This window comes from Stenotrophomonas sp. ZAC14D2_NAIMI4_6 (assembly GCF_003086875.1).
Lineage (GTDB): Bacteria > Pseudomonadota > Gammaproteobacteria > Xanthomonadales > Xanthomonadaceae > Stenotrophomonas.
This window is the reverse complement of the sequence record NZ_CP025996.1, coordinates 1,478,784-1,500,033: the sequence shown is the minus strand read 5'-3', so window position 1 is coordinate 1,500,033 and position 21,250 is coordinate 1,478,784. Positions and strand designations below refer to the sequence as shown.

Sequence of the window (21,250 nt, the reverse complement as noted above, 5' to 3'; positions counted from 1 at the left end):
TGTGCATCGGCGCGGGCACCGGCGGTGCCCAGGAACTCCGAGGGCCCCCGGCCAGGACGGTCGGGTAGCGGCACCGAGCATACCGGTCCGGGGCCAGCGCAGCCATGTGCCGCCCCCGCTGCCACCGGCCACCCTGGGCTAAAGTTTCGGCTGCAACGGCCGCTACCCCGGCCAAGCCCTCCCACGTGAGCCACCGCACCATGCCCGTCCTGCCGCAGGTCGTTGTCGATGGCGACCTGGCCGATCCCCTGCCGCAGCGGATCCTGCTGGTGGAAAATTCACGTGCGTTCACCGGCATGCTGCGCGAGGCGATCGAACAGCGCCTGGAGCTGCCTGTGGTGGTGGCGTCCACCCTGGCCGAGGCCGGCCGCCTGCTGAGCGAGGAAGACGGCTGGTTCCTGGTACTGACCGGACTGGTGCTGGCCGATGGTGACCGCGATGCGGTGGTCGAGTTCTTCCTGAAGCGCGATCTGCCCACCGTGGTGGTCAGCGGCGTGTATGACGAAGACCTGCGCAAGCGCGTGCTGCAGCAGCAGATCATCGACTATGTGCTGAAGAACACCCCGGGCAGCATCGATTACCTGGTCTGGCTGGTACAGCGGCTGGAGCGCAACCGGCGCATCGCCGCGCTGGTGGTGGACGATTCGCCATCCGCACGGGGTTATGCAGCCGCGCTGCTGCGCATGTACGGCCATGAAGTGTACGAAGCAGCCGATGGCAACGAGGGCCTGGCCGCCATCGAGGCCCATCCGGCCATCCGCCTGGCGGTAGTGGACCAGGAAATGCCGGGCATGCAGGGCGTGGAATTCACCCGCCGCCTGCGTACCCTGCGCTCGCGCGACAAGGTGGCGGTGATCGGTATTTCCGGCAACACCGACGCCTCGTTGATCCCGCGCTTCCTGAAGAACGGCGCCAACGATTTCCTGCGCAAGCCATTCTCGCGCGAAGAATTCTTCTGCCGCGTCTCGCAGAACGTGGACCAGCTGGAACTGATCGGTACCCTGCAGGATCTGGCCACCCGTGATTTCCTCACCGGCCTGCCCAACCGCCGCTGTTTTCTGGAACAGAGCCAGCGCCAGCTGCCGCAACTGCAGCTGCATGGCCAGAGCGTGGCGGTGGCGATGATCGACATCGACCACTTCAAGCACATCAACGATACCTACGGCCACGAAGCCGGCGACGATGCCCTGCGCGCCGTCGCCCGCGCGGTGGGCGACCATGCGCGCAGCCAGGACCTGATCGCACGCTTTGGTGGCGAAGAGTTCTGCCTGCTGGTGCCGGACATGGAACAGGACGAAGCGCTGCAGTACTTCGAGGAACTGCGCCAGCGCATCGCCGCGCTGCAGGTGGATATCGGCACCGCCACCCTGCGCATGACCGTCAGCATTGGCCTGTGCTGCCTGCAGCCGCAGCGCGATTCGCTGCACCGGCTGATTTCCGAAGCCGACCGCCAGCTGTACCTGGCCAAGGCCGGCGGCCGCAACCGGGTCAGCAGCACCACGGTGGCACCGCCGCAGCGCGCGCGTGAGCCTGCTTTATCCTGACACGCATGCTTTGATCCAGATCAACGCCGCCTGCCGGGCGCGCGCCTACAGTCGCACCCGACATCAGCATGAAGGGGGGCGCACGGATGGCACTACTGCTCTGGCAGGACGATCTGAACACGGGCATCGATGTGATCGACCAGCAGCATCGTCGCATCGTGGAAATGCTCAACCACCTGCACGTAGCGCAGTCCAGCCTGCAGCGGGTGGCGGTGGCCGAGGTGATCGACGAGGTGGTGGACTACACCATGTCCCACTTCGCGTTCGAAGAGGAATTGATGGAGGAAGCGGGCTACCCGTTCTGCGCGGCGCACAAGCGCGTGCATGAAATCTTCATCAAGCGCGTGGCCGAGTACCGGTTGCGTTTCCAGGCTGGCGAGGATGTCAGCGACGAGCTGCGCACCATGCTCTCGCGCTGGTTGTTCAACCACATCCGTGGCGACGACCAGGCCTATGCCGAGCAGGTGAAGGCGCACTTGAACCAGTTCACCCGCGAGCACCAGAGCGGCGGTTGGCTGGGCCGCACGCTCAAGCGCATCTTCGGCTGACGGCCGTCAACGACCGCGCCGGTGCAGCGCCACCAGCGCGCACAGCGTGGCCACCGCGGTCAGGCACAGGTAGTAGCCCACCGCCACCAGTCCGAAGCGTTCGGCCAGCCAGGTGGCCAGATACGGTGCCGGCGCCGCGCCCAGGATGCCGGCCAGGTTGAACGACAGCGAGGCGCCGGTGTAGCGCACCTCCACCGGATAGATCTCAGCCAGGAAGGTGCCGCAGGGGCCGTAGGTCAGGCCCATCAGGAACAGCCCCAGGCACAGGAAGGTGAGCACCAGCCACGGGCTGTGCGCCTGGAACAGCGGCGCGAACAGCACACCGAAGCCCAGGATCAGCACGCTGGCGATGATCATCGTGCGGCGCGTGCCCCAGCGGTCGCCATAGCGCGCCGACAACGGGATGCCAATGGCGAAGAACAGCATGGCCACCATCTGCATCAGCAGGAACTGCTCGCGGCTGTAGCCCAGCACCGCGGTGCCGTGGCCCAGGCTGAACACCGTCATCAGGTAGAACAGCACGAAGGTGGCAAAGGCGCCCAGCGTGCCCAGCAGCATGGGTACGGCATGGTGGCGCAGCACGGTCCACATCGGCAGGCGCACCGGCGCCTTGCGATCCAGTGCCTTCTGGAAATCCGGCGTTTCGTGGATCTTCAACCGTACCCACAGCCCCAGCGTGACCAGCAGCGCGCTGGCCACGAACGGAATGCGCCAGCCCCACTGCAGGAAATCCTGCTGACTGAGCCAGCGCCCCAACAGCAGGAAAATACCCGCCGACAACAGGAACCCCAGCGGCGCACCCAGCTGCGGGAACATGCCGTACCAGGCGCGCTTGCCCGGCGGTGCGTTCTCGGTGGCCAGCAGCACCGCCCCGCCCCATTCGCCGCCCAGCCCCAGGCCCTGGCCGAAACGGCACAGGGCCAGCAGTGCCGGCGCCCATAGCCCGATCTGCGCATGGGTCGGCAGCAGGCCGATAGCGACAGTTGACAGCCCCATGGTCAGCAGCGCCGCCACCAGCGTGGCCTTGCGACCGATGCGGTCGCCGAAGTGGCCGAACACTGCCGAGCCCACCGGCCGCGCGATGAAGGCCACCGCGAAGGTCGCCAGCGACTGCAGCAGGGCCGCCTGGTCGCTGCTTTCCGGGAAGAACAGGTGCGGGAACACCAGCACCGCTGCGGTGGCATAGATGTAGAAATCGAAGAATTCGATGGTGGTGCCGATCAGGCTGGCCAGCAGCACACGGCGGGGCGAATTCACGGGGGCTGCAGCAGTGGAGAGCGTGGACATCGGCGAGGCGTGGAAGGTGGACCGACCGATTCTGCCACGCGCGGACGCCCTGACGAGACGATGGTTTCAGCCGACACCAAGACAACGGAATTTTTCTGGCCGGGCGTTACGCTGCGCCACCGGTTACTGCATGGATCAGCGCACGTTGCCGGTAGAGTCGAGCCTGCTCGACTGCCGTGCCGTTGTAGAGTCGAGCTTGCTCGACTGCCGTGCCGTTGTAGAGTCGAGCTTGCTCGACTGCCGTTCGCGAAGAGCAGTCGAGCATGGCTCGACTCTACAGAAAGCGAAGAGCGGTCGAGCATGGCTCGACTCTACAGAAAGCGAAGAGCAGTCGAGCAAGCTCGACTCTACAACTGGATCCAGGTGGCCTTGATCTCGCTGTACTTGTCGAAGGCATGCAGCGATTTGTCGCGGCCATTTCCCGATTGCTTGTAGCCGCCAAACGGCGCGGTCATGTCTCCGCCATCCCAGCCATTCACCCACACGCTGCCCGCGCGCAACTGGCGGGCCACGCGGTGGGCGCGGCACAGATCGCGCGTCCACAACCCTGCGGCCAGCCCATAGCGACTGTCATTGGCCAGGCGCACGGCCTCGGCTTCGCCGTCGAAACCCAACACTGCCAGCACCGGCCCGAACACTTCTTCGCGGGCCAGCGCCTGTTCCGGCCGCACCTGGTCGAACACGGTGGGCTGCACGTAGCATCCGCCCGCCTCGACCTGCGCGCGTTGCCCACCCAACAGCAGGCGCGCACCGTCGGCCTCGGCGCGGGCGATATCGGCCAGCACTTTTTCCACGTGCGCCGCATCCACCAGCGCGCCCATCGGCGCGTCCGCTTCCAGCGGATGCCGCGGCTGCATGTGCCGCGCGTACGCCAGCACCTGGTGCACGAAATCATCACGGATCGAGCGCTCCACCAACAGGCGCGCGCCCGCCGTGCAGACCTCACCCTGATTGAAGAAGATGCCCTGCGCCACGCCCTTGGCCGCGGCATCCAGATCCGGTGCATCGGCAAAGACCAGGTGCGGGCTCTTGCCACCGCACTCCAGCCAGACCCGTTTCAGGTTGGAACGCCCGGCGTACTGCAGCAGCCGGGCGCCGGTGGCGGTGGAACCGGTGAAGGCCAGCACGTCCACGCCCATGTGCAGGGCCAGCGGTTCGCCCACGCGTTCGCCATGGCCCGGCAGCACGTTCAGCACACCGTCCGGCAGCCCGGCTTCGGCGGCCAGCGCGGCCAGCCGCAGCGCGCTCAACGGTGAACGTTCGGACGGCTTCAGCACCACCGAATTGCCCATCGCCAGTGCCGGCGCGATCTTCCAGCAGGCCATCAGCAGCGGGAAATTCCACGGCACGATGGCGCCCACCACACCGGCAGGCTCGCGACTGACCAGGCCCAGTTCGTGCGGCCCGGTGGGCGCTATCCCGCCGTACAGCTTGTCCACCGCCTCGGCCGTCCAAGCGAGGCAGCGCACCACGCCAGGCAGGTCGATGCGCCGCGCATCGCGCACCGGCTTGCCCATGTCCAGGGTTTCCAGCAGGGCCAGTTCGTCGGCATGGTGTTCCACCAGCGCGGCAAGCGCCTGCAACACGCGCTTGCGATGGGAGGGACTGGCCTGCGACCAGTGGCCCGCATCGAACGCGCGGCGCGCGGCCAGTACCGCACGGTCCACATCGTGTGCATCGCAGTCGGCCACCGGGCCCAGCACGCGCCCATCGATGGGGCTGATGCAGTCGAAGCGGGCGCCGCTGGCCGCGTCCACGTAGCGGCCATCGATGAAGGCCTGCGATGGCAGGGTCAGCTGACCGGCCAGTGCCTGCCAACGGCTGCGGTCGGGGAAGTCGGCCATGTCCGGTTCCGGGTGGAGAACTGCCCCGGTTATACCGCCACGCCCGCATTCCGCCCGTGAGCGGACATCGCGCCCACCGGCTGCGCTACAGTCAGCGCAACGGACCCGACGGAGGCGGCATGAAGAATCCCGCGATCGACCCGCACGCGCTGGCGACCCAGCGCCCCGAATCGCTCGATGCGTACTGGATGCCGTTCACCGCCAACCGTCAGTACAAGGGTGCGCCACGCATGCTGGTGCGCGCGGCCGGCATGCACTACGAAGATGTGGACGGGCGCAGCATCCTCGATGGCACGGCCGGCCTGTGGTGCTGCAACGCCGGCCACGCCCGTCCCGGCATCATCAAGGCCATCGCCGACCAGGCCGCCACGCTGGACTACGCGCCCGGCTTCCAGATGGGTTCACCGCCGGCCTTCGCCCTGGCCCAGCGCCTGGCCGCACTGGCCCCGGCCAGCCTGAACCATGTGTTCCTGACCAGTTCCGGCTCGGAAGCGGTGGATACCGCGATGAAGATCGTGCTGGCCCACCATCGGCTGCGCGGCGAAGGCCAGCGCACCCGCTTCATCAGCCGCGAAAAGGGCTACCACGGGGTGGGTTTCGGCGGCATGGCGCTGGGCGGACTGCCCAACAACCGCAAACAGTTCGGCCTGCAACTGGGCGGCGTGGACTACCTGCGGCACACCCTGGACCTGGAGCGCAACGCCTTCAGCAAGGGCCTGCCGCGGCAGGGTGCCGAACTGGCCGATGACCTGGAACGGCTGGTCGCCCTGCACGACCCGTCCACCATTGCCGCGGTGTTCGTCGAGCCGGTGGCCGGCTCGGCCGGGGTGATCCTGCCCGCCCCCGGCTACCTGCAGCGCCTGCGCGAGATCTGCGACCAGCACGGCATCCTGCTGGTGTTCGACGAAGTGATCACCGGCTTTGGGCGGGTCGGCATGCCCTTCGCAGCACAGCGCTTCGGGGTCACCCCGGACCTGCTGACCTTCGCCAAGGGCGCCAGCAACGGCGCCGTGCCGCTGGGCGGGGTGCTGGTCAGCGACAGCGTGCATGCCAGCTTCATGCAGGGCCCGGCGCAGGCGATCGAACTGTTCCATGGCTATACGTACTCGGGCCACCCGTTGGCCTGCGCCGCGGCGCTGGCTACGCTGGACATCTACGCCGAAGAACGGCTGTTCGAGCGCGCCATCGAGCTGGGCGAGTATTGGCAGGAACGCCTGCACGCGCTGCAGGGCCTGCCCAACGTGATCGACATCCGCAACTTCGGCCTGGTCGGTGCGGTGGAGCTGGCGCCGCGCCGCGATGCTCCCGGCAGCCGCGGCTACGAGGTGTTCCGGCGCTGCTTCCACGATGGCCGGCTGCTGGTGCGCTGCACCGGCGACATCATCGCGCTGTCACCGCCGCTGATCGTGGACAAGCCACAGATCGACCAGATCACCGGCATCCTGGGCGAGATGATCCGGGCCACCGCCTGAGCCGGGGCCGGACCGGGCGAGCGGGTACAATGGTCGGTTCCGCTCCTGCCTGTTGCCGTGCCCATGGATATCGTCGTCAAAGAAGAATTGAAGGCCTACATCGACCCGCTGACCGCCGACGAGCATGACGCGCTGGAGCGCAGCATCCTGGCCGAAGGCTGCCGCGATGCGCTGGTGCTGTGGGGCGATGTGCTGGTGGACGGCCACAACCGCTTTGGCATCTGCCAGAAACACGGCCTGCCGTTCAACACCGTGCAGAACACCCGCTTCCAGAGCATGGAAGACGTACACCTGTGGATGATCGAGCAGCACCTGGGCCGCCGCAGCGTGTCCGACTTCCAGCGCGGTGTGCTGGCCTTGCGCAAGCGTGACATCCTGTCCGCACGCAAGCAGGTGGAACAGGCGCAGCTGCAGCGCGAAAGCGATGGCACGGCCGACCCGGCCGACGACGCGGGCGAAGACAGCCCGCCGTGGGAACCGGCACCGAAGGTCAGCCGCGCGGAACTGGCCCGCGAAGCCAAGCTGAGCACCAGCCAGGTGGGCATGATCGAGCGCATCCACGCCCAGGCCGCGGCTGAAGTGGTAGAGGCAGTGAAGGCCGGGGTGATTTCGATCAGCGCGGCCGCCGCCGTGGCCGACCTGCCGGAAGAAGAGCAGCGCGCGGCTGCGGCCGGTGGCAAGGACGAGCTGAAGCAGGCCGCCAAGCGCGTGCGCGAATCCAAACGCAAGCTGCGCGCGCCGAAGCCCGAACCGGCCGAGATGGATTTCGAAGAGCCCAGCGACGACGAGGTGGCCAGCCGCGATGCCGAGGTGCTGTCGGCGCTGGAGCAGTTGGGCGAAGACGCGCCGGCACTGCGCCGCCGGGTGGTGGCGCTGACCCGCGAGAACGACACCCTGCGCGCGCAGCTGGCCGCACTGCGAAAGCAGCTGGAAGCCCTGTGATCGGCTGGCGCCGGGTCCTGCCCGGCGCCACCGTTGCGTTGGCGTCATCCGGTGCCGGTTAGACTGCGGCCATGACGTCTGCCATCGATCCGCGTCGCGCCCAGCTGCGGCGCCTGAAAGCCCTGGCCCTGGGCCTGCTGCTGCTGATGCTGGCCGGTTTCGCGGTCAGCCACTGGCAGGGTGAACGGGGCATCTGGGCCTGGGTGTCGGCCTTCTGCGAAGCCGCCGCGGTGGGCGCACTTGCAGACTGGTTCGCGGTGGTCGCGCTGTTCCGGCGGCCGATGGGGCTGCCCATTCCGCATACCGCCATCATTCCGCGCAGCAAGGAACGCATCGGCGACAGTCTGGCGCTGTTCGTGCGCGACCAGTTCCTGGAACCGGGCGTGCTGCTGGCCCGCCTGCAGGTGTTCGACCCGGCCGGCCGCCTGGGCAGTTGGCTGGCCGAACCCGAACGCGCGCGCATGCTGGCCGACATGGCCCGTGGCTGGGCCCTGCAGGCGCTGGATTTCTTCGATGAAGGCGCGGTGCGCCGGCAGCTGCATGGCTTCGTGGTGCAGCAGCTGCGGCAGTGGAACGCGGCGGCCACTGCCGGCGAACTGCTGGCCCTGCTGACCGCCGACGGCCGCCACCAGCGCGTGCTGGACGAAGGCCTGCAGCGGTTGGGCCGCTGGCTGGAACAGCCGGAAGTAAAAGAACGCGCCTCGCAGCTGATCGTGCGCTACATCCAACGCGAATGGCCCACGCTGTCCAGCACGGTGAACTGGGTGAAGCCGATCGACGAGATCGGCGACAGCCTGGCCGAGCGCTTGGCGCGGGCGGTGCTGGAGGAACTGCAGCAGGTACTGGCCGAGCCGCAGCATCCGCTGCGCCAGGATTACGAAACCTGGCTGCAGAACTACGTACAGCGCCTGCGCGATGATCCGGCGCTGGCCGAGCGCATCGAACAGCTGAAGCAGGAAATGATCGACCACCCTGCCCTGCAGGAGTACGTGCAGGGCCTTTGGTCGCGCATCCACGCCACGCTGCGCGCCGACCTGCAGCGCGACGATTCGGCGCTGGTGGGGCATCTGCAGCGCAGCCTGGCGTCGCTGGGGCAGACCCTGCAGGCCGACCCGGCCCTGCGCGATGCGCTGAACCAGCATCTGCTGGAAGGTGCGCAGCGCCTGACCGGGCGCCTGCGCGAAGGGGTGACCAGCCACATCGCGCAGACGGTGAAGGGCTGGGACGAGCGCCACCTGGTGGAACAGCTGGAACTGAGCGTGGGCCGCGACCTGCAGTTCATCCGTTTCAACGGCACCCTGGTGGGCGGGCTGATCGGGTTGTTGCTGCATGCCGCGACGGTGGTATTCCGGTTCTGAGGGGGGCGACAGGGCGGCGCCCTGTACCCGTGTAGAGTCGAGCCATGCTCGACTGAAGCAACGTCAAAAGCTGGCATTCCGTGGGATGGCGGGGTGGGTCCGGTTGCGGGGGACGCTGCAAGTCCCCCTCCGGGGCCCGGCCCAGCCGCTGGCGGCTGTGCGTTCGGGCGCTTGCGAAGCAGTGCTTCGCAAGCAAAGCGCCCTCACCCATGTAGGCTCGGTCGCCGCATCCATGCGGCTCACGCCCCCGCAACCGGCCCCACCCCGCCTTCGACAGTTTCCCGCGATCTGTCGGAACGGCACGGGGTCGGATCCCGTTGCGCAGCAACGGGCTCTGACCCCAGCTGTGGTGGATGGCGCAGGCGTATTGCGCGACGGGGGTCACACTCCGTATGCTCCCGCGCCATGTGGGCCAGGGTGGCCCACGGGGGGATCCATGCAAAGGATGTTGGTTCTGCTGCCGCTGCTGCTGGCGGCCGGTGAGGCGTGCGCGCAGCGCGTGTACAAGTGCAACGACGGTGGCCGCACGATCTACCAGAGCACGCCCTGCCCGGCCGGGCAGGATACCGGGGTGACCCGACCGATCGTGCGTGACCCGAAACTGAGCTGGCAGGAGGCCGAGCGCGTGGACCGCGAGCTGCGCGTTGCGCGGCGCGAACTGCAGGCCAATGCCGGCCGTGGTGCCGCGCCGGTGACCGGCACGGTGATCGAGGCGGCCAGCAATGCCGAAGCCTGCGACAAGGCCCGCACGCGCCGCGAGCTGGCCGAGTGGTTCGGTTCGCGCACGCCCGCGCGCCAGCTCAACGACGACGTCACCCGCAGCTGCGCTTCACGCTGAAGCGCGGCCACGCCGCGGCGCGCGCGTACACACTTGATTAACGAAATGCGAATGCCTATCATTTACTGATCGGTTGTACGCTCAGCCACCCGGCGCCCCCACCGCGCTTCCGCCCGTGTACATCCCCGGCTCCTCGTGCGCCGACGGCCCTGGCCGTCAGCGCGTGGCGATGGGAGATGCCTCGGGTCGCGCGATTCCGCGCGGGCGCCCCCACGCATGGATTCCATCGCTGATGTTTTTCTCCTGCATGGAATCGCACTGCATGTCCCGACCGAACGTTCCCGTTGTTTCCCCATTGGCGCTGGCGCTGGCCATGCTGTTCTGCGCGCCGCTGGCCCACGCCGATGCGCCGGCCGATGCCGATGCGCGCACGCTGGACACGGTGAAGGTGACCGCCGATGGCGAGATCCAGAACAGCTACACGGTGAAGAACACCCGCAGTGCAACCAAGCTGGACCTGTCGTTGCGCGAGACGCCGCAGTCGGTCACGGTCATCACCCGCCAGCGCCTGGACGACATGGGGCTGTTCTCGCTGTCCGATGTGATGGGCCAGGTGACCGGCGTCACCGTGTCGGTCACCGACAGCGAGCGCATCAACTATGTCTCGCGCGGCTACACCATCGAGAACTTCCAGATCGATGGCATGCTCAACACCTTCGGTGGCTCGATCAAGACCAACACCGACAACGTGATCTACGAGCGCATCGAAGTGATCCGAGGCGCCACCGGCCTGACCACCGGTGCCGGCGATCCGTCGGGCACCATCAGCATGGTGCGCAAGCGCCCGACCGACACCGTGCAGATGGGCGCCAACCTGATCCTGGGCCGCTGGGGCAACCAGCGCATGGAAGTCGACCTGGGCGGCCCGATCGCCTGGGACGGCCGCATCCGTGCGCGCGTGGTCGCCGCCAAGCAGCAGAGCGATTCGTTCCGCGATGTCTACAAGCTCGACAAGGACGTGTTCTACGGCATCGTGCAGGCCGACCTGACCGACAGCACCCTGTTCGAACTGGGTTACGAATACCAGTCGCCGCGCACCACCGGCGTGACCTGGGGCGTGGTGCCGTACTGGGGCGCCGATGGCAACCCGGCCAACCTGCCGCGCTCGACCAACCTGTCGGCGTCGTGGAGCAGCTGGCCGATGGTGGAAAAGACCACCTTCGCCCGCCTGGAACAGCAGCTGGGCAATGGCTGGTCGCTGAAGGGCAACGTGACCCATGCCGTGCGCGATACCGACGGCAGCGTCTGGTACGGCGCGGCCGGCAATCCGCGCCCGGACGGCACCGGCGTGACCGCCTATGTCTCGCACTTCAACGAACACAGCACCATGGACGTGTTCGACGTGAATGTCGGCGGCCCGTTCCAGCTGTTCGGGCGCGAGCATGAACTGGTGTTCGGCCTGGGCCAGGCGGTGCGCAAGGGCGAATCGGAGGCGACCTCGTTCGATACCAGCGCACCGGGCTACATGCAGGTTGCCGACTGGCGCCACTGGACCGGTGACGTGCCGGTGCTGCCGGTCACCCGCTACGGCCGCCTGGCCTCGGAAAACGAGCTGCGCCAGCGCGCCGCGTACGTGGCCGCGCGCCTGCGCCTGGCCGACCCGCTGCTGGCCGTGGTCGGCGCCCGCTACGGCAGCTGGGAAACGCGCCAGTGGGCCTACGGCTACGATGCCAATGGCAACCGCAACCGCACCACCCGCACCACCCGCACCGGCTACAAGCCCGATGACACCCTGACCCCGTACGCCGGCCTGGTCTACGACTTCAACGACATCTTCAGCGGCTACGTCAGCTACACCGACATCTTCAAGCCGCAGAACTACCGCGACCGCAACGGCAACTACCTGAAGCCGGTGGTCGGCGACATGTACGAAGCCGGCGTGAAGGCCGAGTTCTTCGGCGGCCTGCTCAATGCCTCGGCCGCGGTGTTTGAAGGCAAGCAGGACAACGTGGCCGAGATCGATGATTCGGTGCCGCTGAACTCGCTGCCCGACGGTGGCCAGGCCTACCGCTCCACCGGCAAGGGCAACAAGGTGAAGGGCTGGGAAATCGAAACCCAGGGCAGCATCGGCGAGCAGTGGAACGTGTCGGCGGGCTTCGCCCATACCAAGATCCGCAACGCCGCCGGCGTGCTGCAGCGGACCACCACCCCGCAGGACACCTTCCGCCTCAACGCCAGCTGGCGCCCCGGCGGTGCCGACAGCCGCTTCTGGCTGGGCGGCGGCGTGACCTGGCAGAGCAGCATCTGGAACAACAGCACCAAGCCGGTCGCCACCGGTGGCACGCAGAGCGCACGCATCACCCAGGACGCGTTCTATCTGCTGAACCTGGGCGGTGGCTACCGCTTCAACGAGAACTTCAGTGCGCAGGTGAACGTCAACAACCTGCTGGACAAGAAGTATTACAACAACGTCGGTTTCTACAACGGCGTGTACTGGGGCGAACCGCGCAACGTCACCATGACCCTGCGCTGGAAGCTCTGATGACCTGATGGATGGTGCCGGTTCTGCGACCGGCACCCGGCCAGGGATGGCCCCCCCGGCGCACTTCGGTGCGCCGGCCTTCTTTCAACCAACCTGCAGGATTGCCGTGGATCGCTCGCCCGCTATTGCCAGCTCCCGCCTCAGCACCTTCTTCGCCAGCCCACGCTGGGGTGTGCTGTCCCGTTCGCTGGCCGCCATCTTCGGCGGCTACGCGCTGGCGTCGGTCACCAGTGTGTTCTGCGTGGTCGCCCTGCCCGGCGCGCGCGGGCAGACCGTGCTGACCGGCATGATGCTGGGCATCCTGATGGCCGCCTGCGCCGCGCTGTGGGCATTTGCCACGCGCAGCGCGCTGCGCGCCTGGGTCGGCATCCTGCTGCCCACCCTGCTGATGGCCGCGATCGCGCGCCTGCTGGGGGCCTGGGCATGAAGAACGGATTCCGCCAATCGATGGCCTGGCTGCATACCTGGACCGGCCTGCTGGTGGGCTGGCTGCTGCTGCTGATCTTCATGGCCGGCACCGCCAGCTACTACCGCGAAGAAATAAGCCGCTGGATGCGCCCGGAACTGCCCAGCGCGCGGGTCAGCACCGACGTGGCCGCGCAGCGCGCCGTCGATTACCTGCAGGCCAACGCCGGCAATGCCGAGATGTGGTACGTAACGCTGCCGCAGCCGCGCAACCCGGCCATGAGCACCTTCTGGCGCGTGCCCGCCGACCAGGCCGACCCGGCCAAGGGCCGTCGCGGCGCGTTCGGCGATGCCACCCTGGACCCCAACACCGGCAACGAACTGAAGGCGCGCGAAACCCGCGGCGGTGACTTCTTCTACCGCCTGCATTTCGACCTGCACTACATTCCGGTGTACTGGGCGCGCTACCTGGTCGGCTTCTGCGCGATGTTCATGCTGGTGGCGATCATCACCGGGGTGATCACCCACAAGAAAATCTTCAAGGACTTCTTCACCTTCCGCAAGGACAAGGGCCTGCGCTCGTGGCTGGATTTCCACAACGTGAGCGCGGTGATGGCGCTGCCGTACCACGCCATGATCACCTACACCGGCATCGTCACGCTGATGATCATGTACCTGCCGTGGGGGGTGAAGGTGGCCTACCCGCAGGATGAGGACAAGTTCTTCGCCGAAGCGTTCGGTGGCATGGCCGAGGTCAGCGAGCCGGCCCAGGGCAAGGCCGCACCGGTGGACATCGCGCGCCTGCTCGACAGCGCCCGCGCGCACTGGCACGGCGTCGAAGTGGCTGGCTTCACCATTTCCAACCCCGGTGCGGGCAATGCGGTGATCGACATCCGCCAGCGTGATGGCAAGCGCCTGTCCATCGACACCCCGTCGCTGCGCTACGACATGGTCAACGGCACGCTGCTGCAGGAAAGCCCGCCTTCCGGCGGTGCCACCGCCACCCGCGGTGTGCTGTACGGCCTGCACCTGGCGCGCTTTGCCGATTGGGGCCTGCGCGCCCTGTTCTTCCTCTCCGGCCTGACCGGCTGCCTGATGGTGGCCAGCGGCGTGGTGCTGTGGGCGGTGAAGGAACGGCCCAAGCATGCCAAGAGTGGCCGCATCGGTTTCGGCCTGCGCCTGGTCGATGCGCTGAACATCGGCGCGGTGGCCGGCCTGCCGATTGCCTTCGCGGCCTACTTCTGGGGCAACCGCTTGCTGCCGCTGGAACTGGCCGAACGCTCCAGCGCCGAAGCCAACGTGTTCTTCTACGCCTGGGGCGCGGCGCTGCTGGCCGCCTTCATCTGGCCCAAGCGGATGATGTGGGCCTGGCAGCTGTACCTGGGTGCAGCGTTGTTCGCACTGGTGCCGGTGGTCAATGCACTGACCACCCACGCGCACCTGGGCGTAACGCTGGGCAACGGTGACTGGGTGTTGGCCGGCTTCGATCTGTCGATGCTTGCCTTCGGCGCGATGCTGGCCCTGTGTGGCTGGCGCATGCAGCGCTGGACGCCGCCGTTGAGCGCGGCCGAGAAGAAGAAACGCGCGGCGGCGGCAGCGGCAACCAAGGCGCCGGTTGCGGCGACCGAAGTGGAGGCTGGCGCATGATGCTGCTGGCCCTGACCCTGTCGTTCGCTGCGTTCACCGCGCTGTCGCTGGCAATGGAAAAACACCAGCAGGACCTGCATGGGAAGGCCGCGGCGGCACCGGCACGGCGCACGCAATGGCGCGTGCTGGGCTGGGCGCTGCTGGTGGTGGCCTTCGCCCTGTGCGTGGTCGACCACGGCTGGGCCATGGGCCCGGTGCTGTGGCTGGGTGCGCTGACCCTGGCCGGCGTGCCGCTGGCCTTCGGCCTGTACCCGTACCGCCCGCAGTGGATCGCACCGCTGGCCATCGCCCTGCCGCTGCTGGGCCTGCTGGTGGCGCTGCTGTAACCGCACGTGGGGTCGGATCCCCTGCGCACAGCGCGGGGGCTCTGACCCCATAGACGGCGCCATCCACGCATGGCGTGGATCTACTGGCCACAAGGGTCCCTGCAAGGCGCAGTCGAGCAAGGCTCGACTCTACAGAAGCCGGTTCCGATGGGCTCCGCGATCATCCTGGGGTCGGATCCCGTGCGCGCAGCGCAGGGGCTCCGAGCCCAAGCGGGGGCTCACCCCACCCGCTTCAGTTCCCACGCACGGTGGATGCGTGCATTGCGCTCGAAGTCCGGACCAATCGTGCGCGCGGTGATCTCGCGGCACTGGGCGAATTCGGCAATGGCGTTCTCTTCCAGCTTGAAGCGGCGGAAGTTGTTGGAGAAATACAGCACGCCGCCCGGCGCCAGCCGCGCCACGGCCGCACGCAGCAGCTTCAACTGCTCGCGCTGCACGTCGAAGTCATCGGCGCGGGCCGAGTTGGAGAACGTCGGCGGGTCACAGAAGATCACGTCGTACTGGCCACGATCGCCTTCCAGCCAGGCCATGGCGTCGGCCTGCACCAGCAGGTGCTGGTTGCCGCCCTGCCCGTTCAGCGCCAGGTTGTCGTAGCACCACTGCAGGTAGGTGGCCGACAGATCCACGCTGGTGGTGCTGGCCGCACCGGCCACGGCGGCCTGTACGCTGGCCACGCCGGTGTAGCAGAACAGGTTGAGGAAGCGCTTGCCACGCACCTGCTCGGCCATCATGCGGCGCAGCGGGCGGTGGTCCAGGAACAGGCCGGTATCGAGATAATCGAACAGGTTCACCTGCAGCAGCGCGTTGTTCTCGCGCACCACGATGAACTCATCGCGCTGCTCGAAGCGACCGTACTTGCTGCCGCCCTTGCCGCGCTCGCGCGACTTCATCGATACCTGTTCCGGCGGCACGCCGAACACCTCGCGCGCGGCGGCCAGCAGTTCGTTGCGGCGGCGGCGCACGTCGTTTTCCGGAATGGCCGCCGGTGCCGCGTATTCCTGCACATGCAGGAAGGTGCGGCGCTGGCCACCGTCTTCTTCGTAGACGTCGATGGCGGCCGCGTACTCGGGCAGGTCGGCATCGTAGGCGCGGAAGCAGGTGATGTCCTCGCGCGCGCGCCAGCTCTTGAACTTCTTCAGGTTCTTGCGCAGGCGGTTGGCCACCATCTGCGCGCCTTCGCTCAGCTCGCGCGGCTGCGCCGGGTCACGGCCCGGTACGGCAATCGGGTCGCAGACGATAAGCGCGCATTCCAGCGCACCGTTGAACATCTGGTACTTCTTGGACGCACGCAGGCCGGTGGCGAAGGCCAGTTCATCGTTGCCACACAGCAGGCTGGCGCGCCACTGCGGCACCGCCTTCTGCAGGGCGTTGCCCAGCGCGCGGTACAGGGCCGGGTCGGCGGCCAGGCGCTCGTCGTACGGCGGGTTGCAGACCACCGCGCCGATCTCCTGTTCCGGCGCGGCCAGGTGGGCCACGTCGGCACGGGTGAAGCGGATGGCATGGGACACGCCGGCCACTTCGGCGTTCTCGCGCGCGGCCTGGATCGCCATCGGGTCGATGTCACTGCCGTGGATGACCGGCTTCAAGGCGGCCAGGCCGGCCGCTTCGCGGTCGCGTGCTTCGGTCTGGATCGCCTTCCAGGCCGCCTTGTCGAAGCCCAGCCAACGGCTGGGCGGCAGGCTGCCGTGGCGCATCAGGCCGGGGGCGACGTCGGCGGCCATCAGCGCGCCTTCGATCAGCAGGGTGCCACTGCCGCACATCGGATCCAGCAAGCCACCGCCGGCGGCGTGCAGGCGCGGCCACTGCGCGCGCAGCAGCAGCGCGGCAGCCAGGTTTTCCTTCAGCGGTGCCTCGTGGGCGGCACCACGCCAGCCACGGCGGTGCAGCGGGCCACCGCCCAGATCGATCGACAGCGACGCACGGCCCTTGCGCAGCGACAGGTTCACGCGCACATCGGGCAGATCGGTGTTCACCGACGGCCGTTCCAGGCCTTCATCGCGCATGCGGTCGACGATGGCGTCCTTGATGCGCTGCGCGGCAAAGCGCGCGTGGGTGATCTTGTCGCCGGACACGTGCGCGTCCACCGCCAGGGTCATCTCCGGCTTGATGTGCTCGTGCCACGGCAGGGCGCGCACGCCGTCATACAGGGCCTGCTCGTCCGGGCAGTCGAACTCGTCGATCGGCCACAGCACGCGGCTGGCCAGGCGCGACCACATCACGATGCGCAGGGCCTGCGCCAGCTCGCCTTCGGCGTTGACGCCGGCGATGGTGGCGGTGGCCTTGCCAAGGCCCAGGGCCGACAGTTCGTCGGCAAGCAGGTATTCCAGGCCCTTGGCGCAGGAGACGAAGAATTTCACGGGATCGGTTCGCAGGTGGACGGGCGCGGCGCGAGCGCCAGGCCTTTCGGAAGGGAGGGCCGCGGAAACGGCCAGCAGGCCCGCGCCGGCGGCGGCGGGGCTGCCATTGTAGTCAATGCGGGCGCGCGCGCCGTGCGCCCGGGCTTCACAGCTGCCGCAGCAGGCGCTCGAAGGCCTGTGCGGAGGCCTCCACGTGATGTTCCAGGCGGTGGCCATCGTCCACCAGCAGCAGCTGCGCCGAGCGCGCCTGCGCCCAGGCGATCACCCCGGTGGCCGGCACCACGTCATCGTGCCAGGCCTGGACCACGCTGGTCGGCACGGCGGCGGCGTCCAGTGCCGGCATCGGACCCATGGTGGTGGGCGGCACCATCAGGAACAGGCCGGCCACCGGCACCTGCAGCGAGGCGATGGCGGAGATGTAGGCGCCCAGGCTGGAGCCGGCCAGTACCACCGGCCCCTGCGCGGCGGCCGCGGCGGCCCGTTCCACCAGGCGCTGCAGGCGGGTACGCACGTCGCCCACGCGGCTGACCTCGCTCATGGCGTCCAGGTCGGTGTAGTCGGGGCGCTCGTGGGACCAGCCCAGGCGCTGGGCGACTTCGGCCAGCGCGGTGACCTTGGTCGCCTCCGGGCCGCTCTCGAAGCCGTGGGACAGGATGCAGTGGCCGCGGCTCATGCGCACACGCCCGCGAAGCGGTTCGAGGTCGATCGGGAAGGCAGGTTCATCGTGCAATGCTAGCATCGCCGCATGCCCAACCCGCTCCTGCCCGGCCTGCAGCTGCAGCCGCTGCCCTACCACGACCGCCTGCCCCTGCGTGACCCGGCCAGCCTGCGCATGGTGGTCATCCACTGCACCGAACTGCCGGACCTGGCCATGGCCCGTGAGTACGGTGAGCGCGTGCTGTATGACAGTGGCGCCGGCAACAGCGGCCATTTCTACATCGATCGCGACGGCAGCGTGGTGCAGTACGTGGCGCCCGAACGCATCGCCCACCACGTGCGCGGCATGAACGCGGACACGGTGGGCATTGAACTGGTCAATACCGGGCGTTACCCGGACTGGTTCGACAGCCGTCACCAGGCGATGGACGAGCCGTATGCCGAGGCGCAGCTGCAGGCGCTGGAGGCCCTGCTGCAGGCACTGGTGGCACGCTATCCGTCGCTGCGGCAGATTGCCGGGCATGACCAGCTGGATCTGGAACAGGTACCGGCCAGCGATGATCCAAGGCTGACGGTGGCGCGCAAGCGCGATCCCGGCCCGTTGTTCCCCTGGGCACGGGTGCTGGCGAAGGTGCCGCTGCAGGGGCTGGGGGAGTAGCTGGCAGGGCTGCGCCCTACCCCCTGTAGAGTCGAGCCATGCTCGACTGGAGCAACGTCAAAAGCCTGCTTTCCGTGGAATGGCGAGGTGGGTCCACCTCGCCTTCGACAGTTTCCCGCGTGCTGTCGGAACGGCACGGGGTCAGAGCCCGTTGCTACGCAACGGGCTCTGACCCCTGATTGGGGGTCGAATCGATTGAAGAATGCGGTTGTAGAGTCGAGCGTTGCTCGACTGCGCTTCACACGGATTCCAACCAATGGGGTCCGAGCCGTTTCCCGTCGGGAAACGGATCCGACCCCGTGCTGTCACGCGCCGGTGGCGACTGGGCGGCTGCTGTCGCTTACCCAGCCGCTCCAGGAGTCGGAGTAAAGGCGCGCGCCGCTCAGGCCGGCGCTTTCCATCGCCAGCAGCAGGTGGCAGGCGGTCACGCCCGAGCCGCACATCAGCACCACCCGCTGCGGGTCCTGGTTGCCAATCACGCTCTGCAGTTCGGCGCGCAGTTCCTGCGCATCGCGCAGGCGACCGTCGGCCACGTTCAGGGCGAAGGGGCGGTTGACCGCACCGGGCACATGCCCGGCCACCGGATCCAAGGGCTCCACTTCACCGCGGAAGCGCTCGCCGGCACGGGCGTCCACCAGCCAGCCAGGGGCGTGCTTCAGGCGCGCGGCGATCTCATCAGCGCTGGCCACCTGGGTGCTGTCGAAGCGTCCCGGATAGGGCGGCTGGGCGGCGACTTCGCTGCGCCCGGTCACCACCGGCTGGCCGGCCGCCAGCCAGGCCGCCATGCCGCCGTCGAGCACGGCCACGCGGCTGTGCCCGATCAAGCGAAGCAGCCACCACAGGCGCGCGGCAGCCATGCTGCCATCGCTGCCGTCGTACACCACCACCTGGGTTTCGGGGGTGATGCCCCACTGCCCCAGCGTTGCGGCGAAGGCATCGCTGTCCGGCAGGGGGTGGCGGCCGTGGCCGCTGCGGCCCAGGTCGGACAGATCGTGGTTCAGATCGGCGTACACCGCACCGGGAATATGGCCGGCGGCGTACTGCCCTGCCCCGGCCTGCGGGTCGGCCAACGATGCACGTGCATCGACCACGCGCACGGCGGTGCTGGCAGTGGCGCGGGCATCGACCACGCGGATGGATTCGCCCAGTGCAGCGGCCAGGCGGGGCACATCGACCAGGGTGGTCCACGTCGTGTCGTTCGGCGTCATGTCACTTGCTCCAGGCGGCGGCGCAGGTTGTAGAGAATGGCGGCCGTGGCGCCCCAGATCCGATGCCCGGGCCAGCCGTATTCCAGCACGTGGCGCACGCGCCCACGATGGTTGATTTCGACCTGGTGCAGGTTGTCCGGCGCCATCAGGTAATCCAGCGGCACTTCGAATACTTCGGCCACTTCACTGGGCTGTGCCACCGGCACGAAGTCCGGATCGATCACCGCCACCACCGGGGTGACCCGGTAACCGGTAATGGTGACGAACGGGTCCAGGTAGCCGAGCGCCTGTACTTGGGTGGGCGCCAGCGCGATCTCTTCCTGACTTTCGCGCAGCGCAGCCGCCAGTGCGTCGCGGTCATCCGGTTCGGTGCGCCCACCGGGAAAACCAACCTGGCCGCCATGCTGGCGCAGGGTTTCGGTGCGGCGGGTCAGGATCACCTGCGCGCCATTGGCACGCGGCACGATGCCGGCCAGCACGGCCGCCTCCACCGCCGGGCCCGGCGGCAGCAGGTCGATCAGTTCGCTGCGGTTCCAGCCATCGCCCTGCGGCGGCTCGGCCAGCGGGTGCAGCGCGCGCAGCAGGCGTTCGTGGTCGGCCAGCGAGCCTCGCAGGGAGTGCTGCAGTTGTTCGCGCAGCGGCAGCAGCCGATGCAGCACGTGGTCGCGTTCGGCGTCGCTCATCGACGACCACCGCGCGATTTCATCGAGGGTCCGCCCGCAACCGGTACAGTGCCGGGCCAGGTCCAGCTTGCACACGCCGATGCAGGGGCTTGCGACAACACGCGACGTTTCTTCCATAGTTTGCACCCCTGCAACAGTAGCGCGAATGGCCATGTTTGGGGCGGCGTCGGCCACCGTGTGGCGCACAAATGAAAACGCGCCGGTGGAAGCCACCGGCGCGTTCGGTTCACTACTTCGATTTACTTGACGCTGACCAGCTTCACTTCGAACTGCACCGCCACGTTCGGCGGGAAGCCGGTACGCGGGTCGGCGCCGTACGCCTGGTCCGGCGGCAGGGTGATTTCCCACTTCGAGCCTGCCGGCATCTGCAGCAGGGTCTCGCGCATGGCCTTCATTTCGACTTCGCTGACCTTGATCGACGGAATCTGCTGGGCCGGACGCGCTTCGGTCGGACGCTGGCCGAACGGATACGGGCCGGCCACTTCCAGCTGCACGGTGCTGGCCTGGGTCGGCTTGGCGCCCTTGCCGGCTTCGATCACGCGGTACTGCACACCGCTCGGCAGCGACTGCACGCCCGCCTTGGCCTTGTTGGCCGCAACGAACTGGTCGCTCTTGGTCTTGTTTTCGGCAGCAGCCTTTTCGTACTCGGCCTTGGCAGCCTGGGCACGGCCCTGCTCGCGCTTCTGGAACGCTTCAACGGCCGGCTTCAGCTGGTCGGCGGTGATCGCCGGCTGCTTCTTGGCGTAGGCGTCCTGCAGACCCTTCACCACCGAGTTGATGTCCAGCTGCTCACCGCGGGCGGTCAGCTCTGCCAGGTTGTTGCCGTAGTCGTAACCGAAGTAGTAGCTCAGCTTGCCCTTTTCGGACGAAACGTCCTGGGCGAAGGCATTGCCCGTCAGGGCCAGGGCCGCGACGGCGACCGCGATAGAACGCAACTTCATCAAACAGTTCTCCAGGGGTGGTAACTCAGGGACGTTCTGCGCCGCCCTGAGGC

General features: G+C 68.0%; 18 protein-coding genes. 11 read left to right on the top strand and 7 right to left on the bottom strand.

Translation table 11 applies throughout. The features are described from left to right. Window positions 1-200: 200 nt before the first annotated feature. Together C1933_RS06830 and C1933_RS06825 are read left to right on the top strand one after the other, a co-directional pair. The gene (locus C1933_RS06830) at window positions 201-1,544 is read left to right on the top strand and encodes a diguanylate cyclase (protein ID WP_108754764.1); all 1,344 of its coding nucleotides are present in this window, start codon (window positions 201-203) and stop codon (window positions 1,542-1,544) included. A gap of 86 nt (window positions 1,545-1,630) precedes the next feature. Beyond that, on the top strand, window positions 1,631-2,092 hold the full coding sequence (locus C1933_RS06825) for a bacteriohemerythrin (RefSeq protein ID WP_108749130.1): 462 nt from the start codon (window positions 1,631-1,633) through the stop codon (window positions 2,090-2,092). Window positions 2,093-2,098: 6 nt separating this feature from the next. Here C1933_RS06825 and C1933_RS06820 read toward each other — a convergent pair whose 3' ends face one another. Both C1933_RS06820 and C1933_RS06815 read right to left on the bottom strand, forming a co-directional pair. After that, window positions 2,099-3,379, bottom strand: a complete 1,281-nt coding sequence (locus tag C1933_RS06820; protein ID WP_108752652.1) for an MFS transporter — start codon at window positions 3,377-3,379, stop codon at window positions 2,099-2,101. A gap of 347 nt (window positions 3,380-3,726) precedes the next feature. Then, window positions 3,727-5,223, bottom strand: coding sequence for an aldehyde dehydrogenase (locus tag C1933_RS06815; protein WP_108752651.1), 1,497 nt, complete (start codon window positions 5,221-5,223; stop codon window positions 3,727-3,729). 119 nt (window positions 5,224-5,342) lie between these two features. On the opposite strand from C1933_RS06815, the gene C1933_RS06810 reads away from it, so the two are divergent. The 8 genes from C1933_RS06810 (at window position 5,343) to C1933_RS06775 (ending at window position 14,693) form a co-directional block, all read left to right on the top strand. Next, entirely contained in the window at window positions 5,343-6,695 is a 1,353-nt protein-coding gene (locus C1933_RS06810; RefSeq protein WP_108752650.1) for an aspartate aminotransferase family protein, read from the top strand. A gap of 63 nt (window positions 6,696-6,758) precedes the next feature. Continuing rightward, window positions 6,759-7,637, top strand: a complete 879-nt coding sequence (locus C1933_RS06805; protein WP_108752649.1) for a plasmid replication/partition related protein — start codon at window positions 6,759-6,761, stop codon at window positions 7,635-7,637. Between the two features lie 71 nt (window positions 7,638-7,708). Further along, complete coding sequence (locus tag C1933_RS06800; protein ID WP_108752648.1) at window positions 7,709-8,995, top strand: DUF445 family protein; 1,287 nt, start codon at window positions 7,709-7,711, stop codon at window positions 8,993-8,995. A gap of 445 nt (window positions 8,996-9,440) precedes the next feature. Then, the gene (locus tag C1933_RS20080) at window positions 9,441-9,833 is read left to right on the top strand and encodes a DUF4124 domain-containing protein (RefSeq protein WP_159091884.1); all 393 of its coding nucleotides are present in this window, start codon (window positions 9,441-9,443) and stop codon (window positions 9,831-9,833) included. Between the two features lie 262 nt (window positions 9,834-10,095). Continuing rightward, a complete protein-coding gene (locus tag C1933_RS06790) occupies window positions 10,096-12,315 on the top strand; it encodes a TonB-dependent siderophore receptor (protein ID WP_108754763.1) in 2,220 nt (739 codons plus the stop codon). A gap of 106 nt (window positions 12,316-12,421) precedes the next feature. Then, window positions 12,422-12,742: a DUF3649 domain-containing protein gene (locus C1933_RS06785; RefSeq protein WP_108752646.1), complete on the top strand. Its 321-nt coding sequence runs from the start codon at window positions 12,422-12,424 to the stop codon at window positions 12,740-12,742. Beyond that, window positions 12,739-14,367 (top strand): PepSY-associated TM helix domain-containing protein, encoded by a 1,629-nt coding sequence (locus C1933_RS06780; protein ID WP_108752645.1) that lies wholly within the window; start codon window positions 12,739-12,741, stop codon window positions 14,365-14,367. The genes C1933_RS06785 and C1933_RS06780 overlap by 4 nt, the downstream gene beginning before the upstream one ends. Continuing rightward, window positions 14,364-14,693, top strand: a complete 330-nt coding sequence (locus tag C1933_RS06775) for a DUF3325 domain-containing protein (RefSeq protein ID WP_108752644.1) — start codon at window positions 14,364-14,366, stop codon at window positions 14,691-14,693. Before C1933_RS06780 ends, C1933_RS06775 begins: the two co-directional genes overlap by 4 nt. Window positions 14,694-14,911: 218 nt before the next feature. Here the strand turns inward: C1933_RS06775 and rlmKL are convergent, their stop codons facing one another. Further along, window positions 14,912-17,050, bottom strand: a complete 2,139-nt coding sequence (gene rlmKL / locus C1933_RS06770; protein ID WP_108752643.1) for a bifunctional 23S rRNA (guanine(2069)-N(7))-methyltransferase RlmK/23S rRNA (guanine(2445)-N(2))-methyltransferase RlmL — start codon at window positions 17,048-17,050, stop codon at window positions 14,912-14,914. 145 nt (window positions 17,051-17,195) lie between these two features. Next, window positions 17,196-17,723: a hypothetical protein gene (locus C1933_RS06765; protein WP_108754762.1), complete on the bottom strand. Its 528-nt coding sequence runs from the start codon at window positions 17,721-17,723 to the stop codon at window positions 17,196-17,198. A gap of 72 nt (window positions 17,724-17,795) precedes the next feature. Between C1933_RS06765 and C1933_RS06760 the strand changes: the two genes are divergently transcribed. Continuing rightward, window positions 17,796-18,365, top strand: a complete 570-nt coding sequence (locus C1933_RS06760) for an N-acetylmuramoyl-L-alanine amidase (RefSeq protein WP_108752642.1) — start codon at window positions 17,796-17,798, stop codon at window positions 18,363-18,365. Window positions 18,366-18,670: 305 nt separating this feature from the next. Here C1933_RS06760 and C1933_RS06755 read toward each other — a convergent pair whose 3' ends face one another. The 3 genes from C1933_RS06755 to C1933_RS06745 form a co-directional block, all read right to left on the bottom strand. Then, on the bottom strand, window positions 18,671-19,573 hold the full coding sequence (locus C1933_RS06755) for a sulfurtransferase (RefSeq protein ID WP_108752641.1): 903 nt from the start codon (window positions 19,571-19,573) through the stop codon (window positions 18,671-18,673). Continuing rightward, the gene (locus tag C1933_RS06750) at window positions 19,570-20,373 is read right to left on the bottom strand and encodes a CoA pyrophosphatase (RefSeq protein ID WP_108752640.1); all 804 of its coding nucleotides are present in this window, start codon (window positions 20,371-20,373) and stop codon (window positions 19,570-19,572) included. Before C1933_RS06750 ends, C1933_RS06755 begins: the two co-directional genes overlap by 4 nt. A gap of 122 nt (window positions 20,374-20,495) precedes the next feature. After that, window positions 20,496-21,197, bottom strand: coding sequence for an FKBP-type peptidyl-prolyl cis-trans isomerase N-terminal domain-containing protein (locus tag C1933_RS06745; RefSeq protein ID WP_108752639.1), 702 nt, complete (start codon window positions 21,195-21,197; stop codon window positions 20,496-20,498). Window positions 21,198-21,250: the final 53 nt, after the last annotated feature.

Bases quoted from the DNA above. Each gene is read 5' to 3' on its own strand.
- C1933_RS06760 (WP_108752642.1), top strand. From the start codon at position 17,796: ATGCCCAACCCGCTCCTGCCCGGCCTGCAGCTGCAGCCGCTGCCCTAC.
- C1933_RS06780 (WP_108752645.1), top strand. From the start codon at position 12,739: ATGAAGAACGGATTCCGCCAATCGATGGCCTGGCTGCATACCTGGACC.
- C1933_RS06830 (WP_108754764.1), top strand. From the start codon at position 201: ATGCCCGTCCTGCCGCAGGTCGTTGTCGATGGCGACCTGGCCGATCCC.
- C1933_RS06775 (WP_108752644.1), top strand. From the start codon at position 14,364: ATGATGCTGCTGGCCCTGACCCTGTCGTTCGCTGCGTTCACCGCGCTG.
- C1933_RS06750 (WP_108752640.1), bottom strand. From the start codon at position 20,373: ATGGAAGAAACGTCGCGTGTTGTCGCAAGCCCCTGCATCGGCGTGTGC.
- C1933_RS06800 (WP_108752648.1), top strand. From the start codon at position 7,709: ATGACGTCTGCCATCGATCCGCGTCGCGCCCAGCTGCGGCGCCTGAAA.
- C1933_RS06790 (WP_108754763.1), top strand. From the start codon at position 10,096: ATGTCCCGACCGAACGTTCCCGTTGTTTCCCCATTGGCGCTGGCGCTG.
- C1933_RS06755 (WP_108752641.1), bottom strand. From the start codon at position 19,573: ATGACGCCGAACGACACGACGTGGACCACCCTGGTCGATGTGCCCCGC.
- C1933_RS06825 (WP_108749130.1), top strand. From the start codon at position 1,631: ATGGCACTACTGCTCTGGCAGGACGATCTGAACACGGGCATCGATGTG.
- C1933_RS06765 (WP_108754762.1), bottom strand. From the start codon at position 17,723: ATGAGCCGCGGCCACTGCATCCTGTCCCACGGCTTCGAGAGCGGCCCG.
- C1933_RS06810 (WP_108752650.1), top strand. From the start codon at position 5,343: ATGAAGAATCCCGCGATCGACCCGCACGCGCTGGCGACCCAGCGCCCC.
- C1933_RS06815 (WP_108752651.1), bottom strand. From the start codon at position 5,223: ATGGCCGACTTCCCCGACCGCAGCCGTTGGCAGGCACTGGCCGGTCAG.
- C1933_RS06820 (WP_108752652.1), bottom strand. From the start codon at position 3,379: ATGTCCACGCTCTCCACTGCTGCAGCCCCCGTGAATTCGCCCCGCCGT.
- C1933_RS06745 (WP_108752639.1), bottom strand. From the start codon at position 21,197: ATGAAGTTGCGTTCTATCGCGGTCGCCGTCGCGGCCCTGGCCCTGACG.
- C1933_RS06805 (WP_108752649.1), top strand. From the start codon at position 6,759: ATGGATATCGTCGTCAAAGAAGAATTGAAGGCCTACATCGACCCGCTG.
- C1933_RS20080 (WP_159091884.1), top strand. From the start codon at position 9,441: ATGTTGGTTCTGCTGCCGCTGCTGCTGGCGGCCGGTGAGGCGTGCGCG.